Origin of the sequence: Pseudomonas sp. NPDC090208 (assembly GCF_044746785.1) — a bacterium.
Lineage (GTDB): Bacteria > Pseudomonadota > Gammaproteobacteria > Pseudomonadales > Pseudomonadaceae > Aquipseudomonas.
Window position 1 is genome coordinate 1 of record NZ_JBIVCU010000025.1, and the last position, 19,287, is coordinate 19,287.

At 59.5% G+C, this 19,287-nt stretch carries 13 protein-coding genes and 1 pseudogene; 4 read left to right on the forward strand and 10 right to left on the reverse strand.

Features of this window, described 5'->3' with window-relative positions:
- The 10 genes and pseudogenes from ACIPL0_RS28505 to ACIPL0_RS28550 all read right to left on the reverse strand — a co-directional run.
- The coding region (locus ACIPL0_RS28505) for an ImcF-related family protein (RefSeq protein WP_400602084.1) at positions 1-1,940 on the reverse strand (1,940 nt) is incomplete at its 3' end.
- Positions 1,941-1,959: 19 nt separating this feature from the next.
- Complete coding sequence (locus tag ACIPL0_RS28510) at positions 1,960-3,144, reverse strand: hypothetical protein (RefSeq protein WP_400602083.1); 1,185 nt, start codon at positions 3,142-3,144, stop codon at positions 1,960-1,962.
- Between the two features lies 1 nt (position 3,145).
- Positions 3,146-3,409: a PAAR domain-containing protein gene (locus ACIPL0_RS28515; RefSeq protein WP_400602082.1), complete on the reverse strand. Its 264-nt coding sequence runs from the start codon at positions 3,407-3,409 to the stop codon at positions 3,146-3,148.
- A gap of 36 nt (positions 3,410-3,445) precedes the next feature.
- Positions 3,446-4,144, reverse strand: a complete 699-nt coding sequence (locus ACIPL0_RS28520) for a DUF3592 domain-containing protein (RefSeq protein ID WP_400602081.1) — start codon at positions 4,142-4,144, stop codon at positions 3,446-3,448.
- A 91-nt stretch (positions 4,145-4,235) separates the two neighbouring features.
- Positions 4,236-5,252, reverse strand: a complete 1,017-nt coding sequence (locus ACIPL0_RS28525; RefSeq protein ID WP_400602080.1) for a formylglycine-generating enzyme family protein — start codon at positions 5,250-5,252, stop codon at positions 4,236-4,238.
- A gap of 13 nt (positions 5,253-5,265) precedes the next feature.
- Entirely contained in the window at positions 5,266-7,533 is a 2,268-nt protein-coding gene (locus ACIPL0_RS28530) for a hypothetical protein (RefSeq protein ID WP_400602078.1), read from the reverse strand.
- Between the two features lie 97 nt (positions 7,534-7,630).
- On the reverse strand, positions 7,631-8,269 hold the full coding sequence (locus ACIPL0_RS28535; protein WP_400602077.1) for a DUF2931 family protein: 639 nt from the start codon (positions 8,267-8,269) through the stop codon (positions 7,631-7,633).
- Positions 8,270-10,008: 1,739 nt separating this feature from the next.
- Positions 10,009-12,333, reverse strand: a pseudogene (locus ACIPL0_RS28540) (type VI secretion system Vgr family protein); the annotation flags it as partial.
- 266 nt (positions 12,334-12,599) lie between these two features.
- Positions 12,600-12,866 carry a hypothetical protein gene (locus ACIPL0_RS28545; RefSeq protein WP_400602076.1) on the reverse strand — a complete coding sequence of 89 codons (267 nt, stop codon included), beginning with the start codon at positions 12,864-12,866 and terminating at the stop codon, positions 12,600-12,602.
- A 509-nt stretch (positions 12,867-13,375) separates the two neighbouring features.
- The gene (locus ACIPL0_RS28550; protein WP_400602074.1) at positions 13,376-13,603 is read right to left on the reverse strand and encodes a hypothetical protein; all 228 of its coding nucleotides are present in this window, start codon (positions 13,601-13,603) and stop codon (positions 13,376-13,378) included.
- 473 nt (positions 13,604-14,076) lie between these two features.
- Between ACIPL0_RS28550 and ACIPL0_RS28555 the strand changes: the two genes are divergently transcribed.
- The 4 genes from ACIPL0_RS28555 to ACIPL0_RS28570 are packed head-to-tail and all read left to right on the forward strand — an operon-like array spanning position 14,077 to position 19,212.
- Positions 14,077-14,556 carry a formate dehydrogenase subunit gamma gene (locus tag ACIPL0_RS28555; protein ID WP_400602072.1) on the forward strand — a complete coding sequence of 160 codons (480 nt, stop codon included), beginning with the start codon at positions 14,077-14,079 and terminating at the stop codon, positions 14,554-14,556.
- Entirely contained in the window at positions 14,553-16,112 is a 1,560-nt protein-coding gene (locus tag ACIPL0_RS28560) for a formate dehydrogenase beta subunit (protein WP_400602070.1), read from the forward strand. The genes ACIPL0_RS28555 and ACIPL0_RS28560 overlap by 4 nt, the downstream gene beginning before the upstream one ends.
- Positions 16,109-18,997 carry a formate dehydrogenase subunit alpha gene (gene fdhF / locus ACIPL0_RS28565; protein ID WP_400731748.1) on the forward strand — a complete coding sequence of 963 codons (2,889 nt, stop codon included), beginning with the start codon at positions 16,109-16,111 and terminating at the stop codon, positions 18,995-18,997. Before ACIPL0_RS28560 ends, fdhF begins: the two co-directional genes overlap by 4 nt.
- A complete protein-coding gene (locus ACIPL0_RS28570; protein ID WP_400602067.1) occupies positions 18,994-19,212 on the forward strand; it encodes a formate dehydrogenase subunit delta in 219 nt (72 codons plus the stop codon). The genes fdhF and ACIPL0_RS28570 overlap by 4 nt, the downstream gene beginning before the upstream one ends.
- Positions 19,213-19,287: the final 75 nt, after the last annotated feature.

The window sequence follows — 19,287 nt, forward strand, 5'->3', positions numbered from 1 at the left end:
CCTTCACGATCACTGAGCACCCAGTCGATCTTTTCGCGGCGCGCCTCGGCGATGTCGTCGATCGCCTGACGCACATGGCCTTCCCAGGCCTGGCGGGTGAACACGCCGGGCACCCCGGCGGTGGTGGAAAACAGCGCCCAGGCATCGGTCTCGCCGAGCAGGTCCTGCAAGTCCAGCGGTGAATAATGCGATGCGGCCGTATCCAGCACCTGACGGTAGAGGCTGGTTTCGGCATTGCGCCGGCCCATCTGGCCGATCAGCACCTGCCGCGCCTGAGCCAGCAATTGTGGGTCGACCTCGATGCGCCACTCGGGATGGTCTTTCAACTGTTCGGCGTAAAACTGCCACATCGGCGCTGACAGCGTGGCCCAGAGCATGGATGGAACGCCGTCGCGCTCGGGCTCGGCCTCCAATAACACCTTGCTCAGAAAAGCCGCATCGACCTTCTCCGGTCGAGCCATCATCAGATAGGCCTTCAACTGCTCATAGGCCGCTGGCGCGCGCTCATTGCGTTCAGGGCTGTCCGGCGGCAAGGCAACCAACGCCGCCAGATGCCGTTGCAAATTGGCTGCCGCTGGGTCGCGCATCAGCCGCTGATTGGCCTCGACATAGCGCGGCCACAGCGCATCCATCGTCGCCTGATTCTGGCTCAGGCCGAAACGCAGGTACCACGGCTCGCCGTTCTTTGCGCGATGGTCCAGACGCCCCAGTTCGCGCATCAACTCATGCAACGCGAACACCTGTTGCTGCTGATTGCCGTCCGGCTGCACCGCCGCCAGATGGCTCTGAATCTCCAGCACCTGCGCGCGGTTGCTGACAAACGAGAGCAACAAACCGGCGCCCCACAGCGCCGCCAGACTGATCATCGCCACATAGGCGATGCGCGTCGGCGGCCAGCCGATCCGCCGGGTGCGACCGGGCTTGTCCCCCAGAATCCCCAGCCACGCCGTGTCCATCAGCCAGAACGACGACGCCTCGCCCGCGGCCTTTATCGTCGGCGCCACTGGCTCGCCGAACCACAAGCCGCGCAACGTCACCCCCGGCACAAAACGCCCGAACAACGGCGTCAGCGCCTGCGCCCAACGGGCAATGCCCTCGGCAGCCAAATCGCGGGATAACCGCAGCAGAAAATCGTGATGCTCCTGCCCCTGCATCTGCGCCCAGCCCATCTCGCTCATTGGCTGAACCAGCCCCTCCAGCGCCTCGCTCAGGGCTTTCGCGGTCGGCGGCGACGGCAGCACACACCCCACCGGCTGCGTCTTGCGACCGCTCTGCGACCACTGCCCCGGCGTCACCTGCCAGACATGCAACGGCAACTGCCAGCGCAGCTTGCGAGCCAATTCACGCAAGTGACGCACGCCCTGAGTCATGGCGGACGCGTCACGGCTCTGGGTTTCGTTCAAGGCCCAGACCACACCGTCGAGGGCGCGCCAGCGGCAGAGGGATTGCCATTGCTCAAACAGCGATTTATCTGGCATTCCTTGCACGCTGCCGCCCCAGATCAATACCAGCCCTTCGCCTTCCAGCCATTTGCTTTCAGGCAGGTCAGGAGCCAGGGCCTTGATCTGTTCAGGCTCGCCGAACACCAGGAGCAGGCGGAATTTGCGGCGCCAGAACGGGCCGTGGATCTGCCTCAGCTCGGATCGAAGGGTGCTGAGCTTGTCGGGCGTTATGGGTTCGGTCACACCGGGTACAGGAACAGCCGACTTGCTCCGCCAGCGAGAGAGAAGCTCCATATCTCCCAGCACATTGATCATCCAGCGGTCGGCGCCATTGAGTACGCACAGCAGCAAGAGCCCGGCGCACAGGAACATCGACCACTTCCATTGCTCAACCTCGGTTTTTTCGCGGATCACCGGGTTGTCGACCCAGATCAATAACCCGCCGATCAGCGCCAGACAGACGATCAATATCCAGATGGAGATTCGGTTCTTCTTCACAATCAATCCCTTTTAATGTTCAAACCGGCTGAATCACGCAAGCCTGCACGCAGCTATCACGCAGCAGCACCAACTGGGCCCTGCGTTCGGCTTTCGCCTGCTCGCTGGCGACGACCAAGGCCATGTTGCCGACCGCACACTTCGGCACGCCAAACCCGTCCATCGAAGACCAGTGAGCACCGTCAGGCGAGCGTTCAAGCGCGTGCAGATCAACGCTGACTTCGGCCAGAAACTCGGAGGACAACTGGCTGTGCCAAATGTGGAAATCGTTGCTGGTGGGCGGGACCTGCCCCCAAAGCAGCGCCCGCTGGATCGCCGTTTTTGCCTCGGATACCTGCACGGGGCGATGCACCAATGCCAGGGCGGGCAGGTCTTTTTCAGCGCTCCACTGCGCAGGGGCCAGCAGCACCGCCGAGGCCGATTCCGCCTGACCGGCCACCGGCATCAGCAATGCGTCGAACTGCACCGACAATATCGGTCGGGCTGGCAAGGGGCTGTCCAGCCAGGCATCCAGCCAGAGAAGGCCGTCATCTTCGGAGGCAAACGTAAGCTGATCGGCGAGCGTTTGGTCACCGCGGCAGGAGCGCCATAACGCCTCAATCTCGTCATTACCGAAGACCGCGTTGTGCCTGATACGAACCTGCAACGCGGCATCGTCGGCACAACGCTGCAGATCCGGCGTAATACCTGCCAGCAACTGCTGAAGGTCCGCCCGTAAACGGGCTTCGCACCGCGCTTTCCAGTTGGGCTGCTCAGTCTTGTCCAGCGGCTGCCCGTCGAATGCCAGCTCTTGATGGTCAAGAGCCTGCAGCGGGCGGCTGCCGTTGCGCAGCGTTTGTGCAATCTGTGTGGAACCTGTCGGCGAGCAGTAGGCACTGGCCAGAATCGCGACAGCCTGCTGCCCTTGTTGAATCAGCAACTGCTCATACTTTTCCTGGCTGGCATTCCAGCTGTCGGCATAGTCCCGGTTTTTCTCATAAGCCAGTTGCCGCAGGGCAAAGAGCATCAGGCCGGAAACCGCAGGCAGGATCAGTACACAACTCCAGAACCAGGCCGACAGGCGCCAGCGCTCGCCCGGCCAGAACAGGAAAGCCAGGGCGCCACCCAACAGCGCACAGAGCAGAACGACAAAAACCCAACGCGCCAGTCGCGGAGGATCCGGCGGCAACAATTTTTCAGGCAGGGCATCAAGATCGACAGGCATGTCACTCCCTCCCGACCTTCGGCAGCGACGTGATCAGCGTACAGCCGCACAAGCACCGATGACCATCCAGCGCAAAAGCCCGGCCCAAGTAGTTAGAATCCGGATCCCCCTCGGCTACTGCATTTAACCCGTGGCCCAGAATCGGACACACCACCGGGTCACCGACACAGGCCACCGCAGCACCATTAATGACAACATTGCCGGTACCGGAAATGACGACACCACCGGACGACAGTTTGTCGCCCGCACGAATAACGGGTTCCATAAACATCACCTGAACATAAAATGTGAAATCAGCTAATCAACTCGCCACTTCCGGCAGAAATGAAACATCGACGTAATACACCCTCAAATTGCCAGGTTTGACATAGACATCGATGGTTTCACGAGTGATGTATTCAGAAGGATCGAACCAGATGTTTTCACTTTCAAACCTGTGAATGGCGTAGGTTTCAGGGTTGGTCCACTGGCAAGTAATAATGTACGGATTGCGTCCATTCATGGAAAAGCGGCCATTACGTTCGACAGATTGCAATTGTGCACCGACCGTAACTCCGATTTTCATCAACTGCTCTTTCCTTTTGCGCTTGAAGCGTGCCATCAGAAACATCAGCGCGCCGACGGAAGAAAAGACGGTGCCCAGTATGGCCGAAATTACGACGCCACCCCATAACTCGAAAAAGCTATTGATCGTTGCCTCCTCTGGAGCGTGGGGAGCATAGAGCACATCGACAGACTCTCCTTTTTTATAGGCAGGCGGATTGCTCCCGGTGGAAGATACAAAACTACGTTTCTCACCGTCGCGGTCGGCAAATTCCACTACAGGGTTGTAATAAGTAGAACCGTCCGATCTTTTGACTTGAAAAGACACGACAATGCCTTCAGCAGGCAGTGCGCTATCCAGAAAATCATTCCTTCCTTGGTACGTCACTGCCGTGATCACCAGGGTAACAATACCCAAAAATAGAAAAATGTATTTGATTAAAGAAAACACTCTCATCGTCGAAGCTCCTTTGAAACGATTTAAAATACCTGCTCAGCAGGAATGTTAGAATTGGCACCGCCGTGCTGAAGATGGCTCTACAGCATTTTTATTGGCCTATCGGTGTCGAGCTATTAACGACACAGCGCGCGGTTTTATCGTGAAGAAAAGGTTCACCACTTTTGACAATGCTGCCCAAAGGGTCCATTTTTCTCCTGAATACGTTAGCGCCTCCACCCCAATAGGGATCAGCGCTGCTTTGGCCACGCAGTACCTTGGTATAGCGACCAAATAGGTCTTTAATAACGGGTTTCTCTGGTCCCTGTGGATCTTTCAACGGTGAGTACGCGTAATATTCTGGATCGTACCAATCCTTGACCCATTCATAGCCATTGTCTGTCATGGAGTAGAGCCCCAATGGGCTAGGTGGAAACATGTCGATCGGCAAAGGCGATACATCATCAGTCGACCACCCCATTTTTTTGCCGAATTCAATTTTATTTCCGCTGCTTGAGATGTTTATACCTTTGGGGTAGTAATTCTCAGTCACCAGATCGTATGGTTCTGCCTTATACGTGCCGTCATCGGTAGCAACCATCAAAAACTGTCCTCGGCTACGAGCCGCATATTCCCACTGAGCCTCTGTAGGTAGCGCAAACGGAAGATCTGTCACCTTTGCCAGCCAGTTGCAATAGCTTTCCGATTCATACCAATCGACATGAGCGGGAGTATTGGGAAGGCTGTTCATCTGATCCCATTCAGATTTTGGAGACGTACCTTTTTCCCTTAACTTAAGCGAATTGGCTTTGAGATAGAACTGAAACTCAGAATTAGAAACCTTGTACCTACTAATTGAATAGCTGCCCAACTCGACTCTGTGCAGTGGCCTGCTATGTTTTTTCATGTCATAGGGTAGCCGCTCAGGGGCATGTTCCAGACCAAAATCCCCCATTAAAAACTCGCCACCCTCAACAAATACCAAGTCCGACTTCAACTTTGTGATGAATGACTGCAATTCATTTACTGCAATATTATTCGAATTGGAATTTTTCAGACCTTCTTTATTTTCACAGCCTTGCAACACCAAGGCCAGACATAGCGTAAATTTCAGTGCATGCTTGTTCACGTTTCATGTACCTTTAAACAATTTTGTTGCTTGATTCGGCAAGGTCGCCAAAATCGCAACGCACAGGATAATGCGGATTGGCATCACAGTTGAGCTGGTAGTAATAAGTATTATTCATTGACAGCGCATACCCCAAGGCAGGCTCTATTTTCAATCCATTGTATATATTCGCCAACCCATTGCGTATATCGCGCAGTTCGACATCGCGATTGCGCCCTTCTTGCAAGAAGCGTATCAAGTGCTCTTTCTGGTCCTCGGACACTTTCTCAGAATTGCCCGGCAACTTGGAACCATCGACTGTCATACGGCACATGACCTTGCGCCATTCCGACTGGGTCTGAATACTGTTTAATATCAATATTATTGCTTCTTTACGTCGATGATAGATATCACCTACCCAAGAGCGGTTAGCTAAGTCGATATGATCAATCATTCCATGACGTGTTAATAAATACAAAAAAATCCCTTTTGTCTCTGGGGTGTAAGTCAATAAGTCTTGCTTTTGTTCGATGATGACGTTGGCGATTTGGTTACGCGCCTCAGATCCGTTGGTGCCATTTGTTTTTTTGTTTTCCAAGTCATCTATTAGGGCTTTAAGCATTCGCGCGACATCTTTCGGTGCGTCCATCGCCCACTCAGCACCTTGATAGGCTATTTCTTTTCCTGCAATAACTTTCAGAGCACAATATTGATAATACGTTCTAAAGGCATCTTCATTGACATACTCAAGTATTCCATAATTATTCAAATACAGCTGATAAATTATCCATCTTCCAAATTCAATAATATCTTTTGCACCCACCTCAGCAATAAACCCGCCTTTAGCCCCTACCCCCACACAAAGACTGGCCGCTACATGCAGGCAGAACTTGCCGTTGAGAAAGGTGCAGAAGAACTTCCCACCCGCGCCGATACCGGCCATGCCAGCAATGCTGGAACCGATGGTGGCGAAGTCGACATAGCCTCCGGCGTCCGGATGTCTGTTGGACGGTGCCGCGTCGGGGCTGTCCGGTGGAGGTGCAGGCTTGAGCCATTGCAGGGTGCTTTTACCAAGGATCTCCACCTTGGCGCCTGCAAATCCACCGGCGGTGATGGTCGTGCCTTGATCCTGAGCTTCCATGGCTTGGAAGAAGTCTCGGCCTTTGTCCTTGCGCGTACGGAAGCGCGGCTTCGCGCCCGATTGGCCGGTGATGATTTGTTCATCACCTTTAACCATGACCTGTAACTGGGCTTCGAGCTGCAGTGAGGCACCGAGGAAGCCAGAGGTCTCACCTGCAAGGCATATACGCAACAGGCCCAGATCCATGGTTTTGCCGCTGCGAGCCTGCAGCGTCAGTGGCCAACCGAATCGATCCGGCACGTAACCTTTGATGTCCGCATAACCGGAGGCCAGCGTCAGAGTGGCCTGGGCTTCACCTTTGAAAGCTGCCGCACCTTTCTCTACGTCGAACTCGGCATTAGCACCGAGGTTGGCTGTGAAACGCATGAATTGCGCAGCCCCTGACACATCGACGTTGTCGGTCAGTTTCTTTTTGCCGAGCAGGCTGTCATTCCAGCTTACAGCCCACTCAAACAGAGTGGCGTCTATCTTGAGATCTTCCGGGTCGAAATCCGATCCGGTCCAATCCAATATGTCTTTCAACTCCAGCTTGATCTTCGGCCACTCCAGCGCCGTGAGCTGCTCGGTAAGTTTGCTGGTGGATACCAGCAACTTGCCGCTTTCGTCTCGGCTGAGAAAGCTGTTCTGGCCACTCCTGCCGCCACCCTTACCGCCCCCCGGGCGAAGAGAAACATTGTGCAGACGGCGCTTGGATTCAGCCTCGGTAAAGTAACTCTGTTTCACGTAGGCGTAGGGCATACGCCTGGCCCCAACCTGCGCGACCATTGGAATTAGCTCGACGACGTTGTCGTAACCAAAACCACTGGCAGAACCCGCCAGTTTTTCCTTGATTTCCTCGCGCGCCTTTTCCAACTCGGTTTCGGCGCTGTCGATGGCTGTAAGGCTCTTTTCCATCTGCCGCGAGGAAACTGCCGCCTTGGCGCACTCATCGTAGTGCTTCAGTGCACTTGAATAGTTCGCCTGCGCCTGATGAAACTTGTCCATGCCATCGGCCATGCCTCGCCAATGGGTTTCAAACTCTCCCGCCTCCTTGCCGGCGAGAAAAACAAACTCTTCAGTTTCCGGGCGGAAGTAACAGCGCAGCGCTGAGCGCTGTACATCGACAACGGGCGCGTCCTTGCCCAGTCGGTTGACTGCCAGAGGGGTGGTGTCTTCGCTCATCGTTCAAGCTCCATAGAGTTCGGCATGGCTCCATGCCTGCTGACTGAGTACTGGGTTTGCGGCGGGTTTGATTCCCACTTGTGAAAACGCGGTCGCATTACCAGCTGCCATAGGGAATACCGTGTTCCTTGATCCAGGCTTGGGCGGCCGGACTGGGGGCGCGGTAATACAGGCCCCGGTTATTCAGAAAAGGGCCGCGTGGCTCGATGGCCGCCTGATAACGGCCAACCTCCTTGAAGCCGATGCAGGCCCCGCCCAGCCAGACCTTGACGATGCCGCCAGGGGCCATGCCCAGGGTGATCATTTCCCGGTAGTCGTCGATCCACTCTTTGGAGCCCTGGCAATACACCCGATGCGGCTTGACCATTTCGTCGCGTACCCATTGCGGGATATGCAGGCGCAGCTTGTAGACCTGGGGTTCGACCAGCGACTGCCAACGCAGAAAGATCCGTTCTGGCAAGTCAACGCCATAGAGGGGCTTCATTTTCCCGACGCCGTTGTGCCAGCCCTCGACCTTGCCGGTGTAACTGGCGACACCGCCGAAAACGTGGAAAAACGGCAGGCCCTGCTGATCGAGCACGTCAATGGTCTCGACCCACACTTCCATGTGCATGGGCGCGGCGAGACCGATGTACCAAGCCGGATACGGCAACCTGGGGCGTGACGGCGCGTCAGCGTCACTGGTGCAGGCGCTCAGGCCAAGCAGCAACGCGAGCAGCAGCATCAACCGCTTCATTGCGGATAGCCCTTCTGCGGCTGATCGGGGTGAACGATGCGGCGTTTGCCCGGAGCCGGTTTGTTCAGCATCAAGGATTTGGTAGGTGTCCAGTGGGCCGACTGATGAATGTAGTGAGCCCGTAGCAGGCGCTCTTGCTCTGGCTCAAGGAGTACCGCAGAACCGGCCAGAACCTGTTTCAGGATTGCCTCGGCGATGGGTTGCAACTCCGAGTGCAGCCTGAATCGCTCATCTCGGTCATTTATTTCCTCAAACGGAATGTCGAAGCGCGTGCCCAGCTCGCGCATCACCCGTAATGCGATCAGAGACAGCTCATGGCGCACTGGCCGTTCAAGCACCACCGTCAGCCAGTAATGCTGTTCTTTGTTGTCGCGGAATGGCCGTATCGCCGCTGGCCAGGCCTTGGCTTCGATCACGCCTTTCTCGGCCAGGCCACCAGCTTTCAGGGCCTCGGCCTCGGCCACCGTGATTGCCCACTGTGGATGAGTGTCCGGCTGTTTCCCTTCAGGCAGGGTGATACGCACAGGTTGGGTCAGCCACAACCGCTCTTGGGCATTTGGCAGGTAGCCGCCACCAATATTTGAATGCACACCGGGCAGACTGACCCGCAGGTGGTTGCTCAGCACATCGTTGAGGGCAAAGTTGAGCCGGTGCTCGTCGCGAGCCTCCAACTGGATAACCTGGCGGGCGCAACGCGGCGGTAGGTAGAGGTTGACGCCGGCATTGGCGGCGTTGGCGGGCGAGAGGTCGCCCTGTTCCGGTGTCGAGATGGCTGCGACGGTGTCGAACAGGCCGATCAGGTTGAGGCTGACATCCACCGCGGGGTCGAAACTGTCGAGCAGTCCGGATTGCCCTGCTTGCAGCAATTGTGCGAAGACGCCACATCCTGGTTTGAGAAATTCATTGGCACAGTGCCGGGCCGCCGCAGCACCACGACTGAAGCCAAAGATGTCGACTTCAACTTTGCGAATGCGCTTGCCGGGATTGATCTGTTGAAAAAGGCTCAAGCGCTTTTTGAGCAAATCCGGGACCTGTTTGACCCGAGCAACGACGCCCGTGGTTCCGCGCCCTAGTGCCTGGCCGATCATCACGGCATCTTGCCCACCGCTGCGGGTACCGATGCCTTCTACATACGTCGATAAATAGCCAGTCTCCGCTTTTACTTGCATTGGTTTGGCGGAGTTATCCGGATACAGCTCATACAGATAGGCAATGTTGGTCGGCGCGTTGCCGTAACTGTTGTCCGGGGCCTGGGTAAAAGCAGAACCGTCGTACTTGGTAAAGTCGCGGTTTCTGCACACTTCCATGATGCTGTCCAGCTCGTCCGAGCTGTACAGCTCCAGGTCTTCCCGCCGGCACTGTTCAGTGGCCGCCGAGTTGGCCATGTTGTTGCCGGTGCCGTCGAAAAACAGGCCCAGGCGCAAGGTGATGCCTTCGGCCAGTTCTTCTTCCTCTTCCTCCTCTTCGCGGTCGTCGATGCTCTCTTTTTTGAGGTCAGGTTCAAGGCTGATCGGGTCGGCACCATAGCCATAAGCGCGCTCAGTCATGCCTTCGCTGTTGGTCACCCCCTCCAGGACGCTGCCGTCAGGCAAGGTCATGCGGTAGGGCACAAAAGGTTGAGGCTGATTCGTGTCCTTGTCGATGACACGGAAGCTGCCCTGCATCGGGTACAGGTAGTTGGGGTCTTCCTGCTTCCAGGGCTTGAGTGCCTTGTCCAGCGATGCCGAACCGCCCCAGGTGATACTGTCGTTCTTGATATTGACTTTGTCGGGGGCGCCGATCTCGACACAACCATTGGCGATCTTGATATAGGCGCCGCCGCTGACCAGCGTGATGCCGTTCTTCGCATTGAGAACGATCTCGCCGTTGACGCTGTCCAGGTTCAGATCTTTGTTCGCTTTGAGGCGCATGGCGTCCCCCTGCGCCTCGATGTCTACCGGGCCTTTGGCGGCAAACATTTTCAGGCCGAGTCGCTGTGCGAACAAACTGATCGCTTCACCGGCCGCCACACTGAATCGCTTGCGTACAGTGATATCGGCGCTGTTGCCTGCGGTGGCTGTGAGATTGTCTTTGGCGGACAGCTGCAGGCTGGCCCCCGTGGTCAGTGCCATGCCATCAGGCGCCGAGGCCAACAGGCCCGCTTTCCGGAGCCCGTTCAGTGTGGTTTTCAGTGCGCGTTGAGAAACCTCATCGGCAGGGAGTGAGCCCGATAACGACGCACTTTGAGCCAGGGTCTGGACCAGCTTCAGGGCATCTTCCAACTGCGCCAGCGCGGCATTCATGCTCAGCGTGTCGCCTTGCGCTTTCGGTTGTTCATCGGCGCTGATAAACAGCCCCTTGCCACCCCGAATCGCGCCCCAGCCATCCGTGCGCAACTCAAAACCTTCACCGCGCTTCTTCTTGTTCGAGTCCACCAAATGCCCAAGATTGAGCTGACTCTTGCCGCTGTGTTCGGTGCTGAGCTTGACGTGCTCCTTGCCGCGCAAATCTTCCATGCGCAGTTTGTTGTTGGCCGGGGTGCGCAGGACGTTACGGCGGTAATCCTCGCGCGCCAGGGTGACGTGGTCCGGATGCTGGTTGTCGTGCAGGGCGTGGGCGATATACGGGCGGTCGGGGTCGCCCTGTTCAAAGGCCACGGCCACTTCGGTGCCGCAGATCAGCGGCAGGTGCAGGCCGTATTTTTCACCGGCATACGGACGAGCCAGTCGAAGCCACAGGCTTTCTTCGCCAGTGGTCCAACTGTCGCGGTCGAACAGGAAGTTGACCTTGTAGCGGCCCTCCTGGTCGATGTGGCTGTAGGGGTCGTATTCGCGGTTGCTGGTGACGCGGGCCGGGAGCGTGCCGGCGATGCGTGGTTTTTTCTGCAGTGGCGGGCGGAAGCAGATCCGGTCCGCGAAGGGAATGGCCTCGAACTCGACGGTCAGGCTGCGGTCGCGGGCGGCGGTGAGTGTCAGGGTGGTGATCACGGTGCCGCGGTGGAACGCCTGGGGCGCGCCTTCGATGTCCAGCACCTGAGCCAGCGCCAGCGACGCGCTGTTGCTGGTGCCGCTCAGGCGGGTCTGGTCGTTGAGGTAGCGTTCGTGGCGCAGGCGCGCATAGAAATAACCGCTCTCGCTTTCGAGCTTTTCGTCCTGATCGAATTTGTCGCCCAGCACGGTGTAGTGCTCGGCGTAGTGATAGGCCTCGCCGTAGGTGGTGGTCGCGCCGTTGCTCAGGATCGTGCCGTGGGCGCTGAAGGTGCCGCGGCTCTGGTCGACTTCGCTGGTCAGGTGCGCCGTGATGTTGCGCGGGTCGTAGGCGCGAAAGGCGATGTTCTTCTCGACCACCGTGTGCCGCGTCTGCAGGCTCCACACGGCGTCTTCGTCGGTGTTGCTCAGGCCGCCGGGGGGACGGCACGGGATGGCCAGTTGCGGGCGCAGGTTCTGGTAGTGACGCTGGTCGTCGTGAAACTCGACCACGTCGATGTCCAGCCGCTCGTCACTGACGAAGCGGAACCAGATGCCGACCTCGGCGAGCAAACGGGTGATAAACGCCAGGTCGCTTTCGTCGTACTGCATGACCTGCTGGCGGCGCGGGTACTCGCGGATGACGTTGAAGTAGAAGTCCTGGCCCCTGAAACCATGGCGGGTACGCAGCACGTGCTCGACAATCTGCGGCACCGACTTGTGCTGGTAGAGGCGGTATTGCTGGCCGCGACTCAACAAGGCCAGACGCGGCTCAAGGGTGACTTCGTAGCGCGCTTCGTCCTTCGACGCCGACAGCCGGCGAAAGCCGGTGATCACGCCATTGAGCGTGCGCAGCGGCTTGATCTCCGGCACCGGGTAGCCGGGGAACACGAAGGGCGGCGGCTTGGGTTTGGCGTAAAGGCTGAAACGCGCGGGCTGCCCGAGGATCTGCTCCACCACGATGTCTTGCACCGCGGAGGTGAACTCGATGGTGTAGCTGAAGGGTTTGCTCAGGCACTCCTGGCCCGTGAAGGTCAGCACGTCGAGGGGCGCATCGAGGTCGCGGACCCAGAGTTTGTGGCGGGAGTGGTCGAAGAAAATACGGGGCGAGCTAGGCATGTGCGGGCATCCATGACAGGCAGCAGTCACCCGGCGCCTCCATGGCATGGTGGTCAGAGTGACTGGGGATCGACGACGAATGTGTCGGTTTTTTCAGAGGGGACGGACGATGCGGGATTTCAAACTTTGACTCCAGAGGGTGGAGCGAGAACAGGACCGATAGGACTTGATTCGCAGACGTTTCCTACAAGATCGAGAAATATTTAGTGCGTGCAGTCACAAAAGCGAAACCGCCAGCATGAAAGCTGGCGGCTGTTTGAGTGGACTCAGATGAACGTGCAAGAGGGCGGCGGAGAAATATGCGCTTCCACCGCCTCCAACGCATCACAGCCATCGCTGAGCAGCATCAGCGCGCAGTTGGCGAGGTAACGGACCTCCTGATCTTCGACGCTGTCCAGGCATTGCAGCAGTTGGCGCGCCATGCGGATGCGGCGGTCGGCGCTGGCGTAGAGATAGTCCAGCGGCGCTTCGGTATCGATGTGCAGGACGGGGCACGCGGAATTGTTGCTTTTCAGGGGGATGAAACGGGTCATGCGGCACCTCCGGCGTTTGCGGTTGAAACGGATCTGGAGGCTGGGGGATTGGGAGTGATTTTGAACATTTGCTAGGCCCTAGAATTAAGTGGAGCCGCCAGCATTCACTTCCACATGAATGGGTGGTGGCTGTGCGAGGGTGTGGAAGACCAGGGATCTAGGAACCCGGCGCACCCGAAGATGCCCCAGCGCACAGCCACCATAAACCTGACGCTACGCCAAAACGTAGACAACAGGATACGAACGCTGATGCGCCTAGATCGATGGCGGGCTTCCACACCCGGTCGCTGAGTTTGCAGCGACGGCGGGCACACTAGCCGGGAGCTTTGGATCGAACAAGCGCTCAGGGGCTGATCCACTAAGCATCGCTGAATTTTCAGAAATGTCCTACATCACGATCCCAATTGTCGGGAAAGTCACGAGAATTCTCAGGTCTTTCGTAGCCGTCCGGCTTGCCGGCGGCGGCGTCCATGAAATCACCACCGCCAGCAAGCCGGCCTGCTACAACCTCAAGACAACCCACCCTCGATCACGCGCATCACGGTCACGCGCTTGCCGGTGTTGTGGGCGATCATGTCGCTCAGGGTCGCCTGCCACTTCTCGATGTCCTTTTCCTTGGACAGGGCCATCAGTTGTTCCCAGCCCATCGGGTGCTGCACGGCCGCTTTCGCGTTGGCCTCCTCGGTCATGCGTTCACGTTTCAACAGGTTTGCTGCAATTTCCGAGAGGGTACTCACGATGGGCTCCGTGGCGCGCTGATCAGAGGCGCCTGATTCATGACTGAGGGTGGGGGTGCAGAAGTGGCCGGGCGTCAAAATTCGGTGATGGTTGCACCCTGCCACGGGGTCTTAGCAACGTTCACACCAGCGGCATGACCCGGCGGTGGAATTCCGACCAAATACATTCACTTGCGTGCGGCACGGGTCCACGGCGCCAGCATTGGCTGCCAGCGTCTACGCTTTATGCAGTCGTAAAGAGAACCGGCCACGTCGCTTTTGTGCCAGCAAACCGGATGCGGCGTGCCAAGCTGCCCTTTCTGCCCGATCCAAGGTGCGACGAAGATCGCACCGGGCACAACAAGATGCCCGACAAGGGTGCCCTGGCCTCGGCCTGAAAATCCACGAGCCCGTGACGTGGTACCTGCGCCGCAGCCGACACTTTCGGACAACCGACAGCCGCCTGGTTTGTCCGTGACCGTGAGGAATGCTGTATGCCTGATGAGATGTCGCTTTTGCCTATGGTCAACCGCCTGCTGGAGCACCACAAAGGCTCCCCGGGTGCACTGCTGCCGATTCTGCATGGCATTCAGGACGGTCTGGGTTATATCCCCGACGCGGCCATCCCTGAAATCGCCCACGCCCTCAATCAGAGCCAGGCCGAGGTGCGCGGGGTGATCAGTTTCTACCATGATTTTCGTACTGCGCCGCCGGCCCGGCACATTCTGCGTCTGTGTCGGGCAGAGTCGTGCCAGAGTCGCGGTGCCGAGCAACTGGCGGCGCAATTGCGCGAGCGTCTGCAACTGGACGACCACGGCAGCAGCGCCGACGGCAACATCAGCCTGCGTCCTGTTTATTGCCTCGGCGCCTGTGCCTGTTCACCGGCGCTGGAGCTGGACGGCCAGGTGCATGCCCGACTCGACGCCAAGCGCCTGGATGCGCTGCTGGATGCCTGCCGGGAGGACGCACAATGACGCGTCTCTATTTACCCATTGATTCGGTGGCCCGCGCAGTCGGTGCCGACCGGGTTGCCGTGGCGCTGGCCAGCGAGGCGCAAAAGCGCAATCTGTCGCTGGATCTGCACCACACCAGTTCGCGCGGCCTGTACTGGCTGGAGCCGCTGCTGGAAGTGGACAGCCCGCAAGGGCGCATCGGTTTCGGCCCGCTGACCGAGGCCGACGTGCCCGGTCTGCTCGATGCGCTGCAAAACGATCCTGTCAGCCATCCGCTGGCGTTGGGGCTGGTGGAAGAGTTGCCTTATCTGAAAAGCCAGCAACGCCTGCTGTTCGCCCGCGCCGGGATCACGCAGCCATTGTCGCTGGACGATTACCGCGCCCACGGCGGTTTCGAAGGCCTGGCCCGCTCCATCGCCATCGGCGGCGAACAGACCGCCACCGAGGTGTTCGACTCCGGCCTGCGCGGTCGCGGCGGTGCGGCGTTCCCCGCCGGGATCAAATGGCGCACGGTACGTGGTACTCAGGCCGCGCAGAAATACATCGTCTGCAACGCTGACGAAGGCGACTCCGGCACTTTCGCCGACCGCATGTTGATGGAAGGCGACCCCTTCCTGTTGATCGAAGGCATGACCATCGCCGGCCTCAGCGTCGGCGCGACTTACGGCTATATCTATGTGCGCTCGGAATACCCGCAAGCCATCGCCACGCTGCATGAGGCGCTGAACATCGCCCGCGCGGCGGGTTATCTCGGCGCCGATGTCTGCGGCAGCGGCCAGGCCTTCGATCTGGAAGTGCGGGTCGGCGCCGGGGCGTATATCTGCGGTGAGGAAACCGCGCTGCTCGACTCCCTCGAAGGCAAGCGCGGGCTGGTTCGCGCCAAGCCGCCCATTCCTGCCCTGAAGGGCCTGTTCGGCCAGCCGACGCTGGTGCATAACGTGCTGACCTTGGCCTCGGTGCCGCTGATTCTGGCCAAGGGCGCGCCGTTTTACCGCGACTACGGCATGGGCCGCTCGACCGGCACCATGCCTTTTCAGTTGGCCGGCAATATTCGCCACGGCGGTCTGGTCGAGCGGGCTTTCGGCCTGACCCTGCGCGAGCTGGTCGAAGACTACGGCGGCGGCACTGCCAGCGGTCGGCCACTGAAAGCGGTTCAGGTCGGCGGGCCGTTGGGCGCCTGGGTGCCACCGCAGCAGTTCGACACGCCGCTGGATTACGAAGCCTTCGCCGCCATCGGCGCAATGCTCGGCCATGGCGGTTTGGTAGTGGCTGACGACACGATGGACATGGCGCACATGGCGCGCTTCGCCTTGCAGTTCTGCGCCGAAGAATCCTGCGGCAAATGCACGCCCTGCCGGATCGGCTCGACCCGTGGTGTCGAGGTCATCGACCGCCTGCTGGCTGCGCCTGACCAGCACGGTCGTGACGAGCAGGCAATCATCCTCAAGGACCTGTGCGACACCCTGCAGTTCGGTTCGCTCTGTGCGTTGGGCGGCATGACTGCCTATCCGGTCGCCAGCGCGCTCAAGCACTTCCCCGCCGACTTCGGTCTGCAAGCCTCGGAGGCCGAGCAATGATCACTATTTTCGATCCGAAAACCGACATGGACCTGGGCACCCCGGCTCGCCAGAGCGACGTTCAGGTGACGCTGACCATCGACGGCCGCAGCATCAGCGTGCCGGAAGGCACTTCGGTGATGCGCGCCGCGGCCCTGATGGGCACCACCATTCCCAAACTGTGCGCCAGCGACAGCCTGGAAGCGTTCGGCTCGTGCCGAATGTGCCTGGTGGAAATCGACGGCATGCGCGGCTACCCGGCGTCCTGCACCACGCCGGTCAGCGAAGGCATGAACGTCCACACCCAGACCTCGAAACTGGCCACGCTGCGGCGCAATGTCATGGAGTTGTACATCTCCGACCACCCGCTCGATTGCCTGACCTGCTCGGCCAACGGCAACTGCGAGCTGCAAACCGTGGCCGGTCAGGTCGGCCTGCGCGAAGTGCGTTACGGCTACGCCGGCGAGAACCATCTGGCGGACAAGAAAGACACCTCCAACCCCTACTTCGAATACGACCCGAGCAAGTGCATCGTTTGCAGCCGCTGCGTGCGAGCCTGTGAAGAAACCCAGGGCACGTTCGCGCTGACCATCACCGGGCGCGGCTTCGACTCGCGGGTGGCGGCCGCCGGCGGCGAAAACTTCCTCGACTCCGAATGCGTGTCCTGCGGCGCCTGTGTGCAGGCCTGCCCCACCGCCACGCTGATGGAAAAGAGCGTGGTCGAAATGGGCCAGCCGGAACGTAGCGTCATCACCACCTGCGCCTACTGCGGCGTGGGCTGCTCGTTCCGCGCCGAGATGAAGGGCGACCAACTGGTGCGCATGGTCCCGGACAAGAACGGCCAGGCCAACCATGGCCACTCCTGCGTGAAGGGCCGCTTTGCCTGGGGCTACGCCACCCACCCGGATCGCATCACCAAGCCGATGATCCGCAAGCACATCAACGACCCGTGGCAGGAAGTCAGCTGGGATGAAGCGGTGACCTACGCCGCCAGCGAATTCCGCCGCCTGCAGAAGACCTATGGCCGCGACTCCATCGGCGGCATCACCTCCAGCCGCTGCACCAACGAAGAAACCTATCTGGTGCAGAAACTGGTGCGTGCTGCGTTTGGCAACAACAACGTCGACACCTGCGCGCGGGTCTGCCATTCGCCGACCGGCTATGGCCTGAAACAAACCCTGGGCGAGTCCGCCGGCACCCAGAGTTTCGACTCGGTGATGCAGGCCGACGTGATTCTGGTGATGGGCGCCAACCCCAGCGATGCCCACCCGGTGTTCGGTTCGCAGCTCAAACGCCGCCTGCGTGAAGGCGCGCAACTGATCGTCATCGATCCGCGCCGCATCGACCTGGTGGATTCGGTGCATGCCCGGGCAAAAATCCATCTGGCCCTGCGCCCCGGCACCAACGTCGCCATGCTCAATGCTCTGGCCCACGTCATCGTCACCGAAGGCCTGCTCGATCAGGCGTTTATCGACGCCCGCTGCGAAGGCAACGATTTCGCCCGCTGGAGCGAGTTCGTCAGCCGTGCGGAAAACTCGCCGGAAGTGCTGGGACTCATCTGCGGCGTCAACGCTGCCGATATTCGCGCCGCCGCCCGGCTGTATGCCAGCGGCAAGAACGCGGCGATCTATTACGGCCTGGGCGTCACTGAACACAGCCAGGGCAGCACGGCGGTGATGGGCATCGCCAACCTCGCCATGGCCACCGGCAACATTGGCCGCGAAGGCGTCGGCGTCAACCCGCTGCGCGGTCAGAACAACGTGCAGGGCTCCTGCGACATGGGCTCCTTCCCTCACGAATTGCCCGGCTACCGGCACATCTCCAACGAGGTCGTGCGCACGCAGTTCGAGCAGGCGTGGAACGTCACCCTGCAACCCGATCCGGGCCTGCGCATTCCCAACATGTTCGAGTCGGCGCTGGCAGGCAACTTCAAGGGCCTGTACTGCCAGGGCGAGGACATCGCCCAGAGCGACCCGAACACGCAACACGTCACCGCCGCCCTGTCGTCTATGGAATGCGTGGTGGTGCAGGACATCTTCCTCAACGAAACCGCCAAGTTCGCCCATGTGTTTCTGCCGGGTGCATCGTTCCTGGAGAAGGACGGCACCTTCACCAACGCCGAGCGGCGTATCTCGCGGGTACGCAAGGTCATGGATCCGCTGGGCGGCAAGGCCGACTGGGAAGGCACGGTGGCGCTGGCCAATGCGCTGGGCTATCCGATGAATTACCGGCACCCGTCGGACATCATGGATGAAATCGCCAGCCTGACGCCGACCTTCACCCACGTCAGTTATGCCGCGCTGGACGCCCATGGCAGCCTGCAATGGCCGTGCAACGCCGCAGCGCCGGACGGTACGCCGACCATGCACATCGAGCAGTTCGTGCGCGGCAAGGGGCGCTTCATGCTCACCGGTTATGTGCCGACCGAGGAAAAGGTCAACACCCGCTATCCGCTGCTGCTGACCACCGGCCGCATCCTCAGCCAGTACAACGTCGGCGCCCAGACCCGGCGCACCGAGAACGTTGCCTGGCACGAGGAAGACCGTCTGGAAATCCACCCGACCGACGCCGAAAGCCGGGGCATCAACGAAGGCGACTGGGTCGGTATCGGCAGCCGCGCCGGGCAGACCGTTCTGCGCGCGCGGGTGACCGAGCGGGTGGCGCCGGGCGTGGTCTACACCACGTTCCACTTCCCGGAATCGGGGGCCAACGTGATCACCACGGACAACTCCGACTGGGCCACCAACTGCCCGGAATACAAGGTCACGGCGGTAGAAGTCAGCCGGGTCTATCACCCTTCCGAATGGCAGAAACGCTACCAGGCCTTCAGCGACGAGCAGCAACGCCTGCTCGATGAACGCCGCCATGCCCGTGCGGCCGAAGGCAAAGCGGAGGTGCGTCGATGAGCGATGCCAACCTGATCAAGATGGCCAACCAGATCGCCCTGTACTTCGCCACCGAGCCCGACGCGCAAGCCGCCGTGCTCGGCGTGCGCAACCATATCCAGATGTTCTGGACGCCGGGGATGAGAAAGGAGCTGCTGGCGTTGCAGGCGGCCAATCACGGCGCGGATCTGCATCCGTTGGCGCAGGAAGCGGTCAGCGGCGCGGGTTGGGGATAACCTGTAGGAGTGAGCTTGCTCGCGATGGCGGTAGGTCTGAAGCATATCTGGGACTGACACGACGCTATCGCGAGA